The sequence below is a fragment of the Microcystis sp. M049S2 genome (genome assembly GCF_020245625.1).
In the GTDB taxonomy this organism is placed as follows: domain Bacteria; phylum Cyanobacteriota; class Cyanobacteriia; order Cyanobacteriales; family Microcystaceae; genus Microcystis; species Microcystis ichthyoblabe_A.
This window is the reverse complement of sequence record NZ_JADBUN010000279.1, coordinates 1-18,031: the sequence shown is the minus strand read 5'-3', so window position 1 is coordinate 18,031 and position 18,031 is coordinate 1. Positions and strand designations below refer to the sequence as shown.

20 protein-coding genes, 2 pseudogenes and 1 other annotated feature are annotated in these 18,031 nt (G+C 42.2%); of the genes and pseudogenes, 14 read left to right on the top strand and 8 right to left on the bottom strand.

What is annotated here, in order from left to right:
* A pseudogene (locus tag IM496_RS21485) lies at positions 1-144 on the bottom strand (IS607 family transposase); the annotation flags it as partial.
* Between the two features lie 243 nt (positions 145-387).
* Positions 388-504, top strand: a sequence feature (ribosomal protein L10 leader region).
* Between the two features lie 98 nt (positions 505-602).
* On the opposite strand from IM496_RS21485, the gene rplJ reads away from it, so the two are divergent.
* The 5 genes from rplJ (at position 603) to IM496_RS21460 (ending at position 3,854) form a co-directional block, all read left to right on the top strand.
* Positions 603-1,151, top strand: coding sequence for a 50S ribosomal protein L10 (rplJ, locus tag IM496_RS21480; protein WP_008206397.1), 549 nt, complete (start codon positions 603-605; stop codon positions 1,149-1,151).
* A gap of 43 nt (positions 1,152-1,194) precedes the next feature.
* On the top strand, positions 1,195-1,587 hold the full coding sequence (rplL, locus tag IM496_RS21475) for a 50S ribosomal protein L7/L12 (RefSeq protein WP_004162771.1): 393 nt from the start codon (positions 1,195-1,197) through the stop codon (positions 1,585-1,587).
* A gap of 104 nt (positions 1,588-1,691) precedes the next feature.
* The gene (locus IM496_RS21470; RefSeq protein WP_012267019.1) at positions 1,692-1,787 is read left to right on the top strand and encodes a photosystem II reaction center protein T; all 96 of its coding nucleotides are present in this window, start codon (positions 1,692-1,694) and stop codon (positions 1,785-1,787) included.
* Between the two features lie 127 nt (positions 1,788-1,914).
* Positions 1,915-2,430 carry a transcriptional regulator NrdR gene (nrdR, locus tag IM496_RS21465; RefSeq protein WP_104395483.1) on the top strand — a complete coding sequence of 172 codons (516 nt, stop codon included), beginning with the start codon at positions 1,915-1,917 and terminating at the stop codon, positions 2,428-2,430.
* Between the two features lie 431 nt (positions 2,431-2,861).
* Positions 2,862-3,854, top strand: a complete 993-nt coding sequence (locus IM496_RS21460) for a 30S ribosomal protein S1 (protein ID WP_002737013.1) — start codon at positions 2,862-2,864, stop codon at positions 3,852-3,854.
* Between the two features lie 150 nt (positions 3,855-4,004).
* On the opposite strand, the gene IM496_RS21455 is transcribed toward IM496_RS21460, so the two are convergent.
* Positions 4,005-5,027, bottom strand: a complete 1,023-nt coding sequence (locus tag IM496_RS21455; RefSeq protein WP_287663269.1) for an adenylate/guanylate cyclase domain-containing protein — start codon at positions 5,025-5,027, stop codon at positions 4,005-4,007.
* 51 nt (positions 5,028-5,078) lie between these two features.
* The gene (locus IM496_RS21450; protein WP_194017299.1) at positions 5,079-5,780 is read right to left on the bottom strand and encodes a DUF3120 domain-containing protein; all 702 of its coding nucleotides are present in this window, start codon (positions 5,778-5,780) and stop codon (positions 5,079-5,081) included.
* Positions 5,781-5,951: 171 nt separating this feature from the next.
* On the opposite strand from IM496_RS21450, the gene IM496_RS21445 reads away from it, so the two are divergent.
* Positions 5,952-6,620: a hypothetical protein gene (locus tag IM496_RS21445; RefSeq protein WP_287663267.1), complete on the top strand. Its 669-nt coding sequence runs from the start codon at positions 5,952-5,954 to the stop codon at positions 6,618-6,620.
* Here IM496_RS21445 and IM496_RS21440 read toward each other — a convergent pair.
* Positions 6,617-7,051 carry a VOC family protein gene (locus IM496_RS21440; RefSeq protein WP_194017295.1) on the bottom strand — a complete coding sequence of 145 codons (435 nt, stop codon included), beginning with the start codon at positions 7,049-7,051 and terminating at the stop codon, positions 6,617-6,619. The genes IM496_RS21445 and IM496_RS21440 overlap by 4 nt on opposite strands.
* A gap of 150 nt (positions 7,052-7,201) precedes the next feature.
* Positions 7,202-7,717: a TIGR02652 family protein gene (locus tag IM496_RS21435; RefSeq protein WP_046661831.1), complete on the bottom strand. Its 516-nt coding sequence runs from the start codon at positions 7,715-7,717 to the stop codon at positions 7,202-7,204.
* Between the two features lie 108 nt (positions 7,718-7,825).
* Between IM496_RS21435 and IM496_RS21430 the strand changes: the two genes are divergently transcribed.
* The 7 genes from IM496_RS21430 to IM496_RS21400 all read left to right on the top strand — a co-directional run bounded on the left by IM496_RS21430 (position 7,826) and on the right by IM496_RS21400 (position 14,530).
* On the top strand, positions 7,826-8,377 hold the full coding sequence (locus IM496_RS21430; RefSeq protein ID WP_287663265.1) for a gamma carbonic anhydrase family protein: 552 nt from the start codon (positions 7,826-7,828) through the stop codon (positions 8,375-8,377).
* Between the two features lie 65 nt (positions 8,378-8,442).
* Positions 8,443-8,562, top strand: a complete 120-nt coding sequence (locus tag IM496_RS21425) for a photosystem II protein Y (RefSeq protein WP_012265998.1) — start codon at positions 8,443-8,445, stop codon at positions 8,560-8,562.
* A 372-nt stretch (positions 8,563-8,934) separates the two neighbouring features.
* Entirely contained in the window at positions 8,935-10,269 is a 1,335-nt protein-coding gene (locus IM496_RS21420; RefSeq protein ID WP_287663263.1) for an FAD-binding oxidoreductase, read from the top strand.
* A gap of 452 nt (positions 10,270-10,721) precedes the next feature.
* A complete protein-coding gene (gene purB / locus IM496_RS21415) occupies positions 10,722-12,017 on the top strand; it encodes an adenylosuccinate lyase (protein ID WP_004268608.1) in 1,296 nt (431 codons plus the stop codon).
* Between the two features lie 49 nt (positions 12,018-12,066).
* On the top strand, positions 12,067-12,201 hold the full coding sequence (locus IM496_RS21410) for a hypothetical protein (protein WP_256377759.1): 135 nt from the start codon (positions 12,067-12,069) through the stop codon (positions 12,199-12,201).
* Between the two features lie 27 nt (positions 12,202-12,228).
* Positions 12,229-13,677, top strand: a complete 1,449-nt coding sequence (locus tag IM496_RS21405; RefSeq protein ID WP_287663261.1) for an AAA family ATPase — start codon at positions 12,229-12,231, stop codon at positions 13,675-13,677.
* Positions 13,619-14,530: a hypothetical protein gene (locus IM496_RS21400; RefSeq protein ID WP_287663259.1), complete on the top strand. Its 912-nt coding sequence runs from the start codon at positions 13,619-13,621 to the stop codon at positions 14,528-14,530. Before IM496_RS21405 ends, IM496_RS21400 begins: the two co-directional genes overlap by 59 nt.
* A 197-nt stretch (positions 14,531-14,727) precedes the next feature.
* Here IM496_RS21400 and IM496_RS21395 read toward each other — a convergent pair whose 3' ends face one another.
* Positions 14,728-15,429, bottom strand: a complete 702-nt coding sequence (locus IM496_RS21395) for a DUF4276 family protein (protein ID WP_287663257.1) — start codon at positions 15,427-15,429, stop codon at positions 14,728-14,730.
* Between the two features lie 10 nt (positions 15,430-15,439).
* Positions 15,440-16,867 (bottom strand): AAA family ATPase, encoded by a 1,428-nt coding sequence (locus IM496_RS21390; RefSeq protein WP_194013841.1) that lies wholly within the window; start codon positions 16,865-16,867, stop codon positions 15,440-15,442.
* Between the two features lie 402 nt (positions 16,868-17,269).
* Between IM496_RS21390 and infC the strand changes: the two genes are divergently transcribed.
* Positions 17,270-17,800 (top strand): translation initiation factor IF-3, encoded by a 531-nt coding sequence (gene infC / locus IM496_RS21385; RefSeq protein ID WP_002736104.1) that lies wholly within the window; start codon positions 17,270-17,272, stop codon positions 17,798-17,800.
* 131 nt (positions 17,801-17,931) lie between these two features.
* On the opposite strand, the pseudogene IM496_RS22795 reads toward infC, so the two are convergent.
* Positions 17,932-18,031 (bottom strand): annotated as a pseudogene (locus IM496_RS22795) (IS200/IS605 family transposase); the annotation flags it as partial.

Here is an 18,031-nt window from a genome sequence, read left to right as displayed (position 1 = left end):
ATTTTCACCGCAAGAACGGTCATCTTCAAAAATAATAATTGTTCCTGTAGGAAGACGTTCTCCTTGTAACTGCCCTCGATTCCACATTCTCCAAGCAGTGTCATAACTGATCCCTTTTTTCTTAGCATAATCTGATAGTTTTATGTGAACTGCAACGTAAACTTGTACTAACCATATTAGCAGTTGTTTGCAGTCATTTGCATATATTTTTTACAAAACTTTACAATACTCAAAAATTAGGCTTTCTTCTTCTTTGTGTGTTCAGTATATAGGAGCGATCGATCTTTGTGTCCTTTGTGTCTTTGTGGTTCGTTCCACCCACTCGCCAGCAGCACTGTGTCTTAGAATACATATCGTGCTTGACATAAATTCCGCAATAGTGCTACAATGAGAAGCTGGCTTAAGCCAAAGACAGCAGGTGCCAAACAGCTTAAATACCCTGCCGAGGTCAAAGCGAGAAAACAGCAGCCAAAAAGACTAAAGAGAGATTTTTTCTGTCTTGGTCGTGCCTGAACTGATTCTCTCCACTCAACCCCGGCGCTACAAGGGGTTATTTTTGTGCCTGTGGAACCGGTCCCCCGCATACAGGAGGTGAACAAGGGATGGGGAGAAGCAGAGAAAGCAAGGGAGTGATTCTAGAAGAATTAAAAACCTCCCTGAGCGAAGCTCAATTAACGATGGTCATCGACTATCAAGGTTTAACCGTCGCCGAAATCAGCAATCTACGCCGCAAATTGCGCCCCACGGGAACGATTTGTAAAGTCACCAAAAATACTTTGATGGGATTGGCGATCGCTGAAGATAGTGGCTGGGAACCGATGAAAAGCCTTTTATCGGGAACATCCGCCTTTCTGCTCGTAAAAGAGGACATCGGTGGAGCTTTCAAGGCCTATCAAGAGTTCAAAAAAGAAAGCAAAAAAACCGAACTGCGCGGCGGTGTCCTCAAAGAAGGAACAAAAGGTCAACTGTTGACGGAAGAGCAGCTCAAAGCGATCGCTGATTTACCGTCGAAAGAACAGTTAATCGCTCAGGTCGCCGGAGCAATCAACGCCATTGCTACCAAACTGGCCCGCAGCATCAACGAAGTTCCCGCATCTTTGGCCCGCGCCGTCGATGCCGTGGCCCGTCAAGAAGAAAAAGAAGCGGCTTAATACCGCGCCAATCAATCACTTAAAACAATTAGGAGTCTAACCCATGTCTGCTGTAGCTGAAATCTTAGAAAAACTCAAAACCCTGACCCTCTTAGAGGCTGCGGAATTAGTCAAAGGTATCGAAGAAACCTTCGGAGTTAGTGCCGCCGCTCCGGCCGGTGGCATAATTATGGCGGCCCCTGGGGCCGCTCCCGCGGCTGCTGCTGAAGCTGTGGAAGAACAAACCGAATTTAACGTCGTTCTCGAAGAAGTTCCCGCCGACAAGAAAATTGCTATCCTTAAGGTAGTGCGCGAATTGACCGGTTTAGGACTCAAAGAAGCGAAAGACCTAGTAGAAGCCGCTCCCAAAGCGGTTAAAGAAGGCACTAACAAAGATGATGCCGCCGCCGTCAAGAAAAAACTGGAAGATGCCGGGGCAAAAGTTAGCGTTAAATAGATTGCCACTGATTCTGGGGATGTAGATTACATCCCCAGACAAGCCGAAAAGCTCATTTCCTGATACTATAGGATTGTTATAGCAGTCTTGTAGGATGTCCAACCATGGAAAGCGTCGCTTACATTTTAGTTTTAACTATGGCTTTGTCGGTAATTTTCTTCGCCATCGCCTTCCGGGAACCTCCCCGGATTCAAAAGTAAATTTCTTAACTCCGTTTAGGTTAATAATTTTCTTCCCTGAGCCGCCCGCTTGTCAAAAGCAGGTTAGCGGCTCTGGTTTTCGTATTTAAAGGCTTAAATTAAAGGTTCCCCTCACCGAGCGCCTCCTATGCAGTGTCCTAATTGTCAGCATACCGATAGTCGCGTTTTAGAGTCCCGTTCCTCCGAAAACGGTCAGAGCATTCGTCGTCGTCGTGAATGCTTACAGTGTAAATATCGGTTCACCACCTACGAGCGCATCGAATTCGTGCCAATCACGGTGATTAAAAAAGATGGTAAACGGGAATCTTTTGATCGCTGCAAACTGCTCCGGGGGATCGTCCGCGCTTGCGAAAAAACCGGCATTCCCCCCTCAAGATTAGAGGCGATCGTCAATGATATCGAATCTCGTTTGCAGCAAGACTCAAAACGGGAAGTAACAAGTCAGGAAATCGGTCAATTAGTCCTAGAATATCTCCGGCAAGAATCGGAAGTGGCCTATGTGCGCTTTGCTTCAGTTTACGGCAATTTTCAGGGAATTAGAGACTTTATCGCCGCTTTAGCGCTGCTGCAATCCTCCGAAATCGAACGCGCCTACCCTTCTTGGTCTCCAGTGGAAGAAGCCAGCGTGATCACCTCGTCTTAAATAGGGTTTGGGGTAAAAAGTTTTTCCTGGGGGCAGGGTGTAGGGTTTTACCCATTTTCAGGGGGTCAATTACCTAATTTTCAGGGAAAAAGTCCAGGGATTTTCCCCCCGATCACTCCAATAGGCGGTACTTTTGGATTTCAAAAAGGTCTAAAAGTCTTATCGAACAATGTTTTTAGATTTATTCAGCAAACCCTAAATAGTTCCCGATTCAGTTATAATGAGGATCCCTTGTGCTATTTCAAGCCCAAGCTCTGGTTAGATTCTTAAAAGTCATTCTTGAGGCAGATTGCCTCCAAGAAAGCCGGATGCGGCAGTTCATCCCCTAGGCCCCGCCTAGTAACTAAATTAGGAGGCATCTCCTTGATTTAGAAACTGTACATCACATAGGAGGAAAAACCTACGGAAATTCCGAGGCCCAAACAACGTACATGACCACCCAAAAAACTGCAAACAAAAACATAGGCTTTACCCATGAAGATTTTGCCGCCCTTCTAGACAAATACGATTATCATTTCAGTCCGGGAGATGTTGTCGCCGGGACTGTTTTCAGCATGGAACCCCGGGGAGCGCTCATCGATATCGGTGCTAAAACCGCCGCTTTTATCCCCGTGCAGGAGATGTCGATCAACCGCGTCGATAATCCCGAAGAAGTTTTACAACCCAACGAAACCAGGGAGTTTTTCATTCTTACCGACGAGAATGAAGATGGACAGCTAACCCTGTCGATCCGTCGCATCGAATATATGCGCGCTTGGGAACGGGTGCGTCAATTGCAAAAAGAAGATGCTACCGTGCGCTCGAATGTTTTCGCCACTAACCGTGGTGGGGCATTAGTCAGAATTGAAGGTCTCCGAGGCTTTATCCCCGGTTCTCACATTAGCACCAGAGAAGCGAAAGAGGATTTAGTCGGTCAGGAATTGCCCTTAAAGTTTTTAGAAGTGGATGAGGATCGCAACCGTCTGGTTTTAAGTCATCGTCGCGCTTTAGTGGAACGCAAGATGAACGGTTTAGCCGTGGGACAGGTGGTAATCGGTTCTGTGCGCGGAATCAAGCCCTACGGTGCTTTCATCGATATTGGTGGAGTCAGTGGTTTACTGCATATTTCCGAAATCTCTCACGATCACATTGACACCCCCCACACGGTTTTCAATGTCAATGATGAGTTAAAAGTGATGATTATCGATCTCGATGCCGAAAGAGGTCGCATTTCCCTCTCGACTAAACAATTAGAACCAGAACCGGGAGATATGCTCAAAAATCGCCCGTTAGTGTTTGAAAAAGCCGAAGAAATGGCGATTAAATACCGAGAAAAACGTCTAGCGGAAGCGGAAGGCCGGACCGTCTCGGAAGTAGTGGAAGAAATCGAAGTTCCCCCCGCCTTGGAGGAGGAAGATTTAGTTCTCGCCGCTACCGAAGAGTAAGTCAGTTATCAGTTATCAGTTATCAGTTATCAGTTATCAGATTTTAGTTTTAAGTGTACAGTATTAAATAAAAGGTTTCCTACTGTCTTTTCACTGATTACTGTTTACCGATCGCTAAAACGTCTCCAACCCCCCGTTTAATTTCAATCTTCAGACACTGCCGATAAATCCTGTAATTCCAGTCATCTCCTCATTAATATTGGCATCGAGGAAACGATCCAAGTCATCAAAAGTGGTTCCGTAGGCAATAGTGCTATCGTGGTATCCTTTCAGACTGACGGTATGTTGAGTAAAAACTTGCTGGAGATGGGGTAAACCGATGAGATAACTGTAGGTAGTGGCTCCGATGGCTAAATCCTTGCCCATTTCTTTGGTAGCCGACTCTAAACGAAAAGCGGCGTTGACTGTATCCCCGATCGCCGTATAATCTGGATGTTCACCGCTGCCAGTATTGCCGACCATAGCATAACCAGTATTCACTCCCGCACCGATGCGTAATTTAAAAGGTAAGGGATATTGTTCGCTTAAGGCGCAAGTCATGTTATTTAGTTGTATAATTGCTTGGAAAATTTGCAGGATATCGTCTTGATCGACTTCCTGTTGGCCGTGAAACCAGATGGCCATGATCGCATCACCAATATATTTATCTACCCAACTGCCGGAACTGCGGATAATACCCCCGGCATGGCGAAACCAACTGCCAATCAGAGAAGAAAGCACTTTTTCGTCTAATTGCCTCGTTAAAGCCGTAAAATTCCGCATATCTACCACCATCACCGATGTTAAGCGCCGTTCATGGACGGCGGAGGTGAGGGTATCCCATTCTAAATTGCGCGGTTGCTTGCCCACATTGCTGGGAGCAGGACGATAGAACTGCACCTCGGTTTTGCCAAAGGTGATCTGCTCTTGGCTATGGATAGTCACTGGAATGGCCACCCTTCTGCCATTGACAAAAGTTCCATTGCGACTACCGAGATCGATCAGATAAAAATCCCCTGTTTCCGTGGATTGTAAAATAGCGTGATTACGAGAGATACAGTGATCTTTAATCACGATATCGTTATCTTTGCTCCGTCCGATTGTCCAGTAAGATTTCCCCACGAGAGGGAAAAAACGCTGGCCTCTCTCGGTATGGAGTAGTAAATAGGGATTTTTTCCTAGTAGTATATCCACGGGTGCATAAGCGGCAATAGATAGACTGCGTTAATTATATAGCCTATTGTCTTAGGCCAGAGAGGCGGTAATCCAAAATAAACCATCGACTAAAATTGTACTCAATACAGCCCCGCTAAATGCCCACCAATGACATCCCGTTTTTTGCAAAGGATAAATACCGATCGCTAAGAGCAGGTTGAGCAGCACGATCGCCCAACTGATGCCCCAGGGGGTCTCAATTTGGGCTAAGGCGTTATGAAATATCGGCGATACTAGGTTGGGATCTAGTTCCACGGTCATTAATTGTCGCCAGTAGGGAATTAGTCCCGTTAGATAGAAATATACATCGGTGATGGCCGTTCCTAACAAAGAACCCAGATAGAAAAGATTGCCCACTTTGCCACGACCTTTGTATAGTCCCCAGAGAACAAAGGGCAGCCCGATCGCTTCCATGGGAATATGGATCAACGGTTCCCAACGCCACCAACCCCAGTACAGAGAACCTGCTAACCAACTCCAACTAAAGCCCAAAAGTAAATCCCCCCAAAGACTGATTTTTTCTTGTTTGAGCAGCCAAACCCCTAACCCCACCCAGAAAAAGGTTAAACCTAGGCTAACTTCGGGATAGTAGCGCACTAGGGGCGCTTGTATGAATACGGGGACTGATACCAGAAATGCTGCTGTCCAAAAGACGGATTGACATTTTTCCCAGTTAGGGACTAGGGGTTTCAGGCGATCGGGATTGCTGGAAACTAGGGTAGAGTTGAGCAAAGGATTTCAGAATTGTTACGAAACTTTACTTACATTAATATACATCATTCTCTGTCCACTATATCCCCTCTAGAAGATTTTAATTAGTTAAAAAGGAAAATTGAGGGAGAATAACTGAGTGCTATCCTGTTAGAATCGAAACAACAGTAGCGATCGAGGAGTGAAACAAATATGCCGGCGGGCTATGAAGAAAATCCCAGAATGCCCCTAGATAAAGTTATTTTTGTTATTGCTTGCATCTATCTAGGTTGGGTGGTGGCATGGCTCATCAGTCAGAAAAATGCCCCTATCTCTCAAAATAGCACGACTTCCCAAGAAGATAAAAAATTTATTGCCTATCTGCAATCATCCCTTGCTATTATTGATCGCCAAAGTCAAACTTCATCCCCCGATCCCAATCCTGCTGCCAAAAATAACCCTTCTCCAGTAGTGCCAGTTCCACCAGCACCACCCGCTAATTTACCAGTTAATAATACTCCCCAGATCATAGAAAGAATTTACGTTCCTGTTTATCCCCAAACCCCTGAAACTACTGCCAAACTTGTCCCAGTTACACCCTCAAATACCGACATTTCTGCACCACCATTACCAGCTGCGCCCCAAGAAAATCGACCAGTGGCAGCGGTTATTCCTACCAATAATCAGGTGAAAAATACCCTGGTGGGGGTGATGGATTTAGGCGATCGATCTTCAGCTTTATTTGATAATAAGGGCATAACTACCCGTATTTCTCCGGGGGAATTTATCAATGGTTGGACTTTAGTGGAAGTTGGTAATCAACAGGTTATTTTGTCTCGTAACGGCCAAACAAAAGTCTTAGAAGTGGGACAATCTTTTTAGGTTAAACGACGGATAAATTCTAGGGGTAAACCGTCTGTATCGGCAATAAAAGTGACTTCATAGACATGATCGCCGATCATCTGTTGTTGGGGTAGCAAAAGAATATTTAAAGGTTGATATAAATCGGCATCCTCTTGATGGGCTTGCTGAAAGTTATTTGTTAATTTTTCTAACCATTCTGGTAAATTGCTGACATTTTCTGTTAGGTCAAAAGACAAGTGATAATAACCCACATAATGCTGATCACCAAAGGCATCGGGAGCGGGTTTCGGTTGAGGAATTTGGATTAATTCGATGCGTCCGTTTAACCCAGTGAGCCAACAGGCCAAAGTATAACCCGTGGTGAATCTTTCCTCTAGGGTAAAACCGAGAAGTTGATAAAAAGCGATCGCCCGATGGATATTAGCGGTACGAATAGAAACATGGTGCATTTTCAGGAGAAAGAATTATGAATTATGAATTATGAATTATGAATTATGAAGTGGGAAGTGGGGAGATGGGGAAGTGGGGAGATGGGGATAATAAATAAAAGCAATCTTCTATCTCCTATCTCCTGACGACTGGCTCCTAATGGCTAATGATTAATCAAAAAGACGAAAATAGGGGTAACGTTTGGGAACCCCCGGTTCTTTTTCCAGATCAAAGTTAATTACATCCCAACAGGGTTCATCGGGGGCATCGGGACTAAATTCTACCGGTAAACCGTAGAGACGGGGAATAGTGGCTTCACCCGGTTCATTACCGCGCCAAGTGGTGTTACGTTCTAGGTAGGAACTAACTAAATCGCGATAACGGTTGGCAATAATTACTTTAGTCGCTTTAAATCCTTGAGTGTAGAGGCGATCGAGTGCTTCGTGAATCTCAAAACGAATACCATCTGGGTGAGTATGTTGACGATACCACTCACCATTCCAGAGTCGCCAATGCCGTCCTGACTGCAAGTGAACCAACTCACCCGTTTTGGGATCGGCTTCAAAAGCCCCATGGCGCGGACACAAATAGGTATCCGTCAAAGTGAGGGCGGGGATTAGCTGCCGACAGTGAGGACAATGGATATCGGGGCCAAAAACAGGGTATTGTAAACTTGCATTGATCATGGAAGAACCTAAACTAAAAATTGCTATCTTTGTACCAATAATCCTATATATATTATACCCAACCAAATTGGACGGGTATTCTCTTTCGACTTTAGTGCAGATCCTCCCATGTCCTTAGATAACTTAAGATCAACTTCTAATTTCTGGCCGATTGTCGATGTCAGTCAAGCGGCTTTTATTGCCCCTAATGCCACGGTAATGGGCGATATTTCCCTAGCTGTGGGGGTGAGTGTTTGGTATGGGGCGGTATTGCGTGCCGACGTGGAACGCATCGAAATTGGGGCTTATACTAACATCCAAGATGGGGCGATCCTACACGGAGAGCCGGGCAAAATTACTATCCTTGAAGATTACGTTACCATCGGACACCGGGCGGTAATTCACGCAGCCCATATTGAGCGCGGTTGTTTAATCGGCATTGGGGCAGTGATTCTCGATGGTGTGCGCGTCGGGGCGGGTAGTATTGTTGGGGCGGGTAGTATTGTGACAAAAGATATACCACCGCGATCTTTAGTGGTGGGTATTCCCGCTAAACGCGTCCGGGAAGTGTCGCCACAGGAGGCTCAAGAGTTGATCGAACACGCCGAGCGCTATGCTAAACTTGCCCTCGTTCATGGGGGAAAAGGTACTGATACTGGATTCCCAAAACGGGCGGATTAGGGTATAAATATAAAATGAGAATCAAGTAACAATCTTTTAAGCACTGACCGAGGAGAAGGAAATCTATGGACTGGAGAGTGTTAATCGTTTTAACCCCTTTGCTTATTGCTGGTGGCTGGGCTGTCTTCAATATCGGCGCTGCCGCTCTTAGACAAGCTCAACAGTTTCTCAGCAAACAAAGTTAATAAAAGTTTATAATTTTTAGTAAAACCGACCGCCTAGGCGATCGGTTTTTAATTTTTTCTTATCCAGCGATCGCTGATTGGGGTGTAGGGTGTAGGGTGTAGGGTGTAGGGTGTGGGGTGTAGGGTGTAGGGTGTGGGGTGTAGGGTGTAGGGTGTAAGATGATGGGGAAATGGGGGAATTATGAATTATGAATTATGAATGATAACTGATAACTGATAAGTACCTAAGCAAAATTAATTACACATTTCGATCAAGCTTTTGCCTTTTGCCTCTTGCCTTTTGCCTATCCTAACCAAGAAATTAATTTTGCACGACTACTTAACTGAATTGTCATCTCGACTAGGAAACTAATTTTACACTAATACCTAACCATGAAATCTAACTATCAAAATCTCATTGAAGAACTTTCCCGTCTGGAAATTATCACCGATCCGGGGCAAGTGGCGAAACTTTCCTTAGATTATTATCATTTTAGTCCCATTTTAGAGGCACAACTGCAAGATAAACGGGCTGATTTAGTCATTCGTCCCCACAATAGCCAAGAGGTTATTGACATCGCTAAAACCTGCGTTAAATACCAAATTCCTTTAACAGTTAGAGGTGCGGGTACAGGTAATTATGGTCAATGTGTTCCCTTGCAGGGAGGAGTAATTTTAGACACAACCAAACTAACAAAAATTATCTCGATCGAACCGGGTACAGCCCGGGTAGAAGCGGGGGTAAAAATGGCATTTTTTGATAAACAAGCTCGCGCAATTGGTTGGGAATTAAGAATGGCTCCCTCTACCTATCGGACGGCGACAATTGGCGGTTTTATCGGGGGTGGCAGTGTGGGCATGGGTTCGATTAATTATGGACAATTGAAGGATAGGGGCAATCTGCAAGCACTGCAGTTAGTCACCCTAGAAACAGAACCAAAAATTATCGAACTACGGGGGGATGAGGTAGAAAAAGTCAATCATGCCTACGGAACCAATGGCATTATTACCGAGTTAGAAATAGCCCTCGCTCCCTGTTATCCTTGGGCAGAATTTATCGTTACTTTTGCCGATTTTATCACCGCCGCTAAATTCGGTCAAGCTCTTAGTGATAGTGATGGCATTGTCAAGAAAATGGTTAGCGTTCACTCCTGGCCAATTCCCGCTTATTTTACTGCTCTTAAGGATTATTTACCCACGGGAAAAGCGGCAGTTTTGTTAATAGTATCGGACAGCGATCGAGTTGCATTAGAATCTTTAATTAAAGAATATAATGGTGAACTTACCTACTATAAAACGCCAGAAGAAACTCAAAAAGGCAACAGTATCTTAGAATTTACTTGGAATCATACCACTCTCCATGCGCGTAGTTGTAACCCCAAAATAACTTATCTACAGGCTTTTTATTTTAATCTAGCCACGGTGGAGAAACTCTATAATTATTTTGGGGAGGAAATAATGATGCACCTAGAATTTTTGAGATTTCAAGGTAAAGTTATTCCCGCTGGTCTTCCCTTGCTAGAATTTACCACAGAAACTCGATTAAATGAGATTATTGCTATCTATGAACAACAGGGTGCAGCCATTGCCAATCCTCACACTTATATCATGGAAGATGGCGGCAGCAGACAGATTAATCCCCTGCAACTAGAATTTAAACAACTCGTCGATCCCTACGGATTGAACAATCCGGGTAAAATGCGAGCATGGGTTGAAGCAAGGGGGTAGGGATTCGATTCAGGCTAAGGGACTTGCGTGGGAATAATATCCCAATTGATCGGAGGGCGCAAGCTTTGCGCCCCTACAGTAACGGATTTTGTCCACAATGTAGGGGCGAACTGCGTTCGCCCAAAAGGTACATTATCAAAGCGCAAGTCCCTAAATTAAACAAGATAGTTCACCGCGGATCTCTTGGATTTGGTGGGTAAAATGTATTCTAAGATATAATCCTCCTAGAGAGGGGGTGGAACGAACCACAAAGACACAAAGGACACAAAGATCAATCAATCATATTGTAAGTTAAACTTATCACACACAACCTAGAAGAGCCTCACCGCTACTACCGAATTACTAACCGGTGAAAAGGGAGTGGGGAAAACAAAACTCCCCGCTGCCCCCTGCCTATTCCCAGACTTACCCCGATCCGATACAATTAAACGGTTGTCTTGGAAGAATTAATAGTGATCGAGCGTTATACTCTCCCTGCGATGGGGAATTTGTGGACGGATAGATATAAATATCAAACATGGCTAGAGGTAGAGATAGCCGTCTGTGAAGCGCAGGCAGAATTAGGCTATATTCCGGGGGATGCAGTAGAAGAAATTAAGGCAAAAGCTAATTTTGATCCCGATCGCATTTTAGAAATAGAAGCAGAAGTGCGCCACGATGTCATCGCCTTTTTAACAAATGTTAACGAATATGTGGGCGAGCCGGGGCGTTATATTCATTTGGGTTTAACCAGTTCTGATGTATTAGATACCGCCCTGTCCTTACAATTAGTCGCCAGTTTAAACCTGATTTTAGAACAATTAGAAGATTTCATTCAAGCCCTGCGTTATCGCGCCCAAGAACACCGTTATACAGTCATGGTGGGACGTTCCCACGGCATTCACGCCGAACCGATCACCTTTGGCTTTAAACTAGCGGGATGGTTAGCGGAAGTGCTGCGAGGACGCGATCGTTTAATTCGCTTGCGCCAAGACATCGCCATCGGTAAAATATCCGGTGCAGTGGGAACCTATGCCAATATTGACCCGAAAATTGAGGCGTTAACCTGTCAGAAGCTAGGATTAGAACCGGATACCGCTTCCACTCAAGTGATCTCCCGCGATCGACACGCCGATTATGTGCAACAATTAGCCTTATTAGCGGCTTCGATCGAACGTTTTGCCGTGGAGATTCGCAACCTGCAAAGAACCGATGTCCTAGAAGTGGAAGAATACTTTTCCAAAGGACAAAAAGGCTCCTCCGCTATGCCCCATAAACGTAATCCCATCCGCTCAGAACGCTTAACGGGAATGGCGAGAATTATCCGTAGTCATAGCGTTTCCGCCTTAGAAAATATCGCCCTCTGGCACGAAAGAGATATTTCCCATAGTTCCGTAGAACGGGTGATGCTGCCAGATGTTTGCATTTTGACCCACTTTATGCTGAAGGAAATCACCGATTTAGTCAAAAATCTGCTGGTGTATCCCGAAAACATGAAGCGAAATATGAATGTTTACGGTGGCGTGATTTTCAGTCAAAGAGTTCTTTTAACTTTGGTGAGTAAGGGAATTAGCCGGGAATCTGCCTATAAAATCGTCCAAGAAAACGCCCATCGCGCTTGGAACACCGATAACGGCAATTTTAAAGCTTTTATCAGCCAAGATGAGCGAGTTACTGGCATTTTATCCCCCGACGAGATCGAAAGTTGCTTTGATCCCCAGCAGCACTTAAATCATCTTAATAGCATCTACCAAAGGTTAGATATTTAAGGAGCTTTCAGTGATCAGCTAACCACTAGCTTGTTGCTTTAGAAAGGTAATGACAGCGTTTTGGATTGTCGGTTGGCGATCGATTTTTTCTCAGAAAGCGATCGCTGTTCGTTTCTCGATCATGGTTGCGTTTGAAGATAAAACTAAAGAATCGGCGCAAGCGAGTACGAATCGGGTAAAATAAGGGTCTGTATTCGGAGTGTTCGTTTTTATGATGAAAATCAAACTCTTGAATTTAGGTAGTATTAAAGAGGCAGAAGTGGATCTTCGGCCTCTAACCGTTATTATTGGCCCGAATAATTCTAATAAAACTTATATCGCCTACTCGATTTATGGGTTATGGATTAATCATCGTGACGGCCTTTTTTTTTCTAGTGAAATTTTAGAAAAAATAGAATTTACAAATCAAGCCGATCATTGGTCTTTAAAAATAGACCGACGTTTTTATGATGTTATATCCGAAATTGTTCAAAAGTCCGCATCTGAATTTAGCGGGATAAAACTACAATCTTTTTTCCAAGATTCTAGCGGCAAGATTTTTGAAAAAACGAAATTCAGTATCGAAATTTCCGAAGATGATATTAAAACAGCTATAGAAAAAGTTTTAGCGCATATAATTGAGTATCGCCAGTCATTAGCTTCATTTGGAATCAAGAAAATCGAGCGAAGCGACAACAATAATGAGATTTTATTTTATCCAGAAAAAGAAGCTGAAATTTATGATTATAAAAACATGGTTCTTCTTGATTTTGTTGCTGGTGTTGTAACATTTTCATTTTCAGACGCACTTCCTTTACCCGCCGAAAGAAACGTTTTTATAAATACCTATAAAGTGCTGGCTAATAGAAGATATAAGCTACTTAAAGAGAATCAGAGAGAGCTATTGATACAAGGACGTATTAATCGAGATAAGCAGTTAGAGTTACTGAAAGAACAGGGAGATATTCGCTATCCTCAACCAGTAGAGGATTTTTTAGATTTTTTAACTGACATAGAACTAGAAAATAAGCCCGATCCCATTGCCAAAAATAAAAATGATTTTCAAAAATTAGCTGATCAAATTGAAAAGTATATTCAAAATAACAATAAAACAATCTTTAAAAAGACTAAATTCGGAGGCAGAGAAATTAAAGTTTCGGTAAAAAGAAGTTTAGAGATCGATCTTTATAATGCTTCCTCGTCTATTAAACAATTAGCCCCGCTTTTACTCTATTTACGCTATCGAGCAAAATCCGGGGATTTTCTGGTGATCGATGAGCCTGAAATGAACTTACATCCAGAATCTCAGGTAAAATTGTTAGAATCTTTAGCGATTTTAGTAAATTTAGGAGTTAGAATTTTATTGACGACTCATAGCCCCTATTTGATGGCTCATCTTAACAATATCGTTAATGGTAATCACCAAAATCCAGAACTTTTAGCCGAACAAGCTAAATTGCTTTATCTGCAAGATAGCCGAGGTTTTCTTAAAATGGAACAGGTTAGTGCCTATGAAATAAAAAATAATAAATTACTTTCTTTACACGACCCTGAATACGGTATTCGTTGGGATACTCTCAGCGATGTATCAGTTGATATTCAACAAAAGTTTTTTGCAATTTATGAAGCAGGACAACAAAACCAAGAAACCGAAGAAGGATGTTCCTCAGAAGAAGAATAAACTCGATTGGCAAAAATTTAACTTTTTAGAAAATTTGCTTATTTTCTGTACCGTACCCAATCGGATCGCTCCACCCGAAAGCGGTGTGAGCTTTCGGATTACCAAGCCAGAAAAAGATTCCGTTTGTATTTTATTTAAAACTGATCGTCGGGAGGATCCTCTTGTTAGAAATCAAAAGCAGAAAAGACCTGATTATTTATCTCTTTTTATTCAGAATGGCTTACTTCTGCTGACAATTATCGAGATGAAGGGAACTAATAAAAATTCCACGAGTACAGGTATCGAACAAATTACAACTTTTAGAGATATTTTAAAACAAGAAATTGCCGATCATGTCACCAGTAAACTCAAATATAAATTACAAGCTATCCTATTAACTCCCTATAATGCCGATATTCCTCGAAAGGCGATCAAAGAGGAAGCGGAGAAAGGATTTATTATTTTACCTATCCAGTATGATTCTAAAGCGGAGCTTTATCGTTATGTTTCCAAGACTTACAGGAAAGCGGATTTAAGCAAAATAAATTATATTCACGACGAGCAACATAAAGAATCCGATTGTTTGTTAATCGAAAACTTGTTGGCTAGACAAGCATCGGACAAACGTAAACAGGATAACTATTATTCATGTAAATTCACTCCCGCCAAAGATAGACAAGGCATCTATATAGATTATCAGGTGTCGAGCGATCAAGACTGGATCACCCTATTAACCGATCCGCAGGGAAAGAAAGTTCAATTGGCTTACTGTAGTGATGATTCTCAAAGTTCAATCGATCAAATTCAGGAAGAGATTAAAAATTTAAACCTATGTCGAATGGTAGAGATGGTAAGTCGCCTAATCAATAGTTAGTATAAAAAATAGGTGTAGATAAATCGGCGTTGCTGATTTGAGATATGAATCTTCTTTTCTGGTATTTTTAAAACCTAGAGCCAAACTAACTTTTGCACGGGAACCTGCACAGTTGCTATTCATGCCTTGATTCAGCAATGCCGAAAATTAACCATCTCTGCCATTACTTTAGAAAAATGGTATTAGCAAGGTCCTATTCACGTTTCATCAGGATTATCCTCTATATTGTTGACTTTCGTTAATTGTGGAAAAATATCTCGTACTGCCTTTTCAAATTTTTTGTAGGAAGACAAGGATTCTAATTTCGACAATGGGATTTTTGTACCAAGCGGTGAATATAAATCGTCAATTTTTAGTTTATTTCGATAGCGTTTAGTAATACCTTCTCTGGCTTTATTGATGGCATTTTTAATTGTTTCTTTCGGATTGCTAAAAGATTCGGGTTCTTTATCGATTGCCAACTCACTATCACTTTTATTTGTACACAATTCTTTTTTTAGTAATTCTTTGTCTGCTAATATCCAGGCTTCAGTCATTTGTATTGGAACGATAGCAACTAAATTTTTACATAAGTCTCGCTCGTCTGATTTAATAGCATTAAAAGCCGGATCAATTCTTTCCTTAAATGCGTTTTCATCTGTTTTATCATCTGCGTCTGCATGGAAGCACAAAACCATTGCTCCCTTCTCCACCGCTTGAATTGCGTATTTTTTAGCTTTTTCTCGGATATTTTCGCGAGAGATTTGTGGAAGACAAATTGGGTCAAAAATTTCTATTTCTTGTTGACCGTCAAGAGCAACTCTCTCGAAAGTGCGCTTAATAATATTCGGTAAAAATCTATGATCGGAACTGCCTTCTGTAGCTAAGGCAATAATTATTTGTTTGGGTTTTTTTGCCATCTTAATTGATTTATGTTAATTGGTTTTGTTGATTTTTAATATTTTTAATCGCACTTTCAGCATCAGCAGTTTTTAGATATTCGACAACTTCCGAGAGAGTTAGCTTGGCCTCATTTTCGGAGAAAAATAAGGTTAATTGCTTTTTATTCTCTTTGATAACAGGGTGAAAATTACTGCTTTTCATCTTAATTCGCTTCCCTTCAATAGTGGATATTATAGTGGTAAGTTGAGAAAGCCAAATGCTGACATTTTCATCATCTTGCCAATTAATTAATTGACTCACCAGAACCGGAGAATGAGTGTTCACTATTACTTGGCGTAAAGGCATTTCAGTATCTTCAAAATCGACAGTTAGCTCTTTTAATAATCTTGCCATTGCTTCAATACGAAAAGGATGAATGCCATTTTCTGGCTCTTCAAAACACAGTAATCCTGTGTGTTGTCGGTCGTATTGCAGGACACATAATGTTAATAAACGTAGGGTTCCTTCGGAAAGCACTCTCGAAGAAAACTCCCGATTATCATCGCCTTTTACCTTGATAATAAATTGTCGATTTGCTTTGTCATCATAAACATTAACTTCTGTGAGATTCGGTAGCAGATTATTGAGATCACGGGAAATTGCTGTGAGGGTATATTCATCATCTTGTTTGATGCGAAATAAAGCAGCGGCTAAATTCTTTCCGCTTGCTGTTATTGTATCTCTGATGCCCATATCTTGACGAGTAGGTTCTCGCAAATCTTCGGGATTAAGCTGCATAAACTTCCAACTCAGCATTTCTTGTTTGGCGGCTAATATATGTTTAAAATCTATAGTATTAATGCTGCTTAAAACAGTTTGTGATGCGTTTTTTGCGGGAAATACTTTTTTATTTCCTTGTTGACCGTCTTGAGGTACAACAATGGTAGCAATACCATTAATATCTTCAGTCTTAATATAAGGAATCGCTCTCCTACCCGTTACTACTTTTGGTCGCCAAGTTTCCAATACTGTCTTAGGAATATAATTTTTTACCCAATTATCTTCATTGTGCTTTAAATTTTCTAAACGTTCATCAACAATATACAAGTTTTCAAATCCACTTATATTAGACTCTCGTTTAATTTTTAATTGATAGCGCAACCTTGTATATTTAAGATCGACTTCCCCACCCCAATTATCTTTTACCTTGCGATTGACTAACATTTCAACTATAAATTCCATTTCCGTGGCGTAGTCGTCCTCATCATACTGGGTAAAAAGTTCGCTAGGATGTCCTCGTTGCTCGCTAAAAGCCGTCTTCAGATCCACTTCTGCCAGCCGCGCCAACAATTGCAAAGCATCAAATAAATTACTCTTACCAGAAGCATTAACCCCAGCAACTACAGTAAGCGGCGTGAATACCATTTCAAAATTATGAAAGGATTTAAAGCCATGAATTTTAATATAAGTAATCATAGTTTTAGGCGATAGGTAATATTAAAACATCAGCGCAATATTTAACCATACTGGAAAATCTTATCAACTTTCGCCCGATACTGTCCTACTATAATCTAGACATTGGTTTACAGAGGTAGTGCGATGCCGCCGATTTTGTCGGGTGCGTTTCTTGCCGCAACGAGGGGTAACGCACCTTACCGATCGATTCCTGAGAGTATAGGGTCTTAGTCTAACAAAACCCATAGACAACAGCTTATCTGGCTGACGGCCGGCGGCTGACGACCGGCGGCTAAAAATTAACATTGCAAGAAAACTTAACAATTGGCCAAGAAACTCGATCGAGTAGGTAGAATAGCAAGTAAACCATTTTGTAAACTCCAACCGATTAACTAACTAGAATAGAGATAACCCAGAACGCCTGTGATAGATAAAAGACGCACTACTCGCGATCTCCCCCAAATTAACGAAAGAATCCGCTTTCCTGAAATCCGCGTTATCGATAGCGACGGCTCTCAGCTAGGCATTATTACTCCTGCCGAAGCTTTGCGCGTGGCCGAAGAAAAGGAACTTGATCTCGTCCTCGTCAGTGAAACGGCAAGTCCTCCCGTTTGCCGGATTATGGACTATGGTAAGTACAAGTTTGAACAGGAGAAAAAAGCCCGCGAAGCCAAGAAAAAACAGCATACAGCCGATATAAAAGAAGTTAAAATGCGCTATAAAATCGATGAGCATGACTACAACGTGCGAGTCAACCAAGCGCAACGTTTTTTAAAAGCGGGAGATAAGGTAAAAGCGACGATTACCTTCCGAGGTCGGGAAATTCAACACTCTAACCTAGCGGAAGAATTACTGGCTCGCATGGCCAAGGATTTAGAGGATGTAGCTGAGGTACAGCAAGCACCAAAAAAAGAAGGTCGTAACATGATGATGATGTTATCGCCGAAAAAATAACTAACTAATCCAGAAAAAGGGGCTAAGTCCCCTTTTTTGTTCTTCGGAAATCCCGAAAGGAACCCGATCATTTAAGTAGCTGGTTATAATTAAAATGAACTACCCCGCCGCAAGCGGACGGGGTATCAGAATCAAAATAGACTCAATTGTAGATTTTGGTGTAGCTGCAGGTATTCTTTATCTTGTTCTTTTACATATCTCGCTATCATACCTTCATCCCCATGCTTTCCT

Coding starts and splice junctions, on each gene's coding strand:
- rplJ (WP_008206397.1), top strand. CDS start 603: ATGGGGAGAAGCAGAGAAAGCAAGGGAGTGATTCTAGAAGAATTAAAA.
- rplL (WP_004162771.1), top strand. CDS start 1,195: ATGTCTGCTGTAGCTGAAATCTTAGAAAAACTCAAAACCCTGACCCTC.
- IM496_RS21470 (WP_012267019.1), top strand. CDS start 1,692: ATGGAAAGCGTCGCTTACATTTTAGTTTTAACTATGGCTTTGTCGGTA.
- nrdR (WP_104395483.1), top strand. CDS start 1,915: ATGCAGTGTCCTAATTGTCAGCATACCGATAGTCGCGTTTTAGAGTCC.
- IM496_RS21460 (WP_002737013.1), top strand. CDS start 2,862: ATGACCACCCAAAAAACTGCAAACAAAAACATAGGCTTTACCCATGAA.
- IM496_RS21445 (WP_287663267.1), top strand. CDS start 5,952: ATGCCGGCGGGCTATGAAGAAAATCCCAGAATGCCCCTAGATAAAGTT.
- IM496_RS21440 (WP_194017295.1), bottom strand. CDS start 7,051: ATGCACCATGTTTCTATTCGTACCGCTAATATCCATCGGGCGATCGCT.
- IM496_RS21435 (WP_046661831.1), bottom strand. CDS start 7,717: ATGATCAATGCAAGTTTACAATACCCTGTTTTTGGCCCCGATATCCAT.
- IM496_RS21430 (WP_287663265.1), top strand. CDS start 7,826: ATGTCCTTAGATAACTTAAGATCAACTTCTAATTTCTGGCCGATTGTC.
- IM496_RS21425 (WP_012265998.1), top strand. CDS start 8,443: ATGGACTGGAGAGTGTTAATCGTTTTAACCCCTTTGCTTATTGCTGGT.
- IM496_RS21420 (WP_287663263.1), top strand. CDS start 8,935: ATGAAATCTAACTATCAAAATCTCATTGAAGAACTTTCCCGTCTGGAA.
- IM496_RS21410 (WP_256377759.1), top strand. CDS start 12,067: ATGACAGCGTTTTGGATTGTCGGTTGGCGATCGATTTTTTCTCAGAAA.
- IM496_RS21405 (WP_287663261.1), top strand. CDS start 12,229: ATGATGAAAATCAAACTCTTGAATTTAGGTAGTATTAAAGAGGCAGAA.
- IM496_RS21400 (WP_287663259.1), top strand. CDS start 13,619: ATGAAGCAGGACAACAAAACCAAGAAACCGAAGAAGGATGTTCCTCAG.
- IM496_RS21395 (WP_287663257.1), bottom strand. CDS start 15,429: ATGGCAAAAAAACCCAAACAAATAATTATTGCCTTAGCTACAGAAGGC.
- IM496_RS21390 (WP_194013841.1), bottom strand. CDS start 16,867: ATGATTACTTATATTAAAATTCATGGCTTTAAATCCTTTCATAATTTT.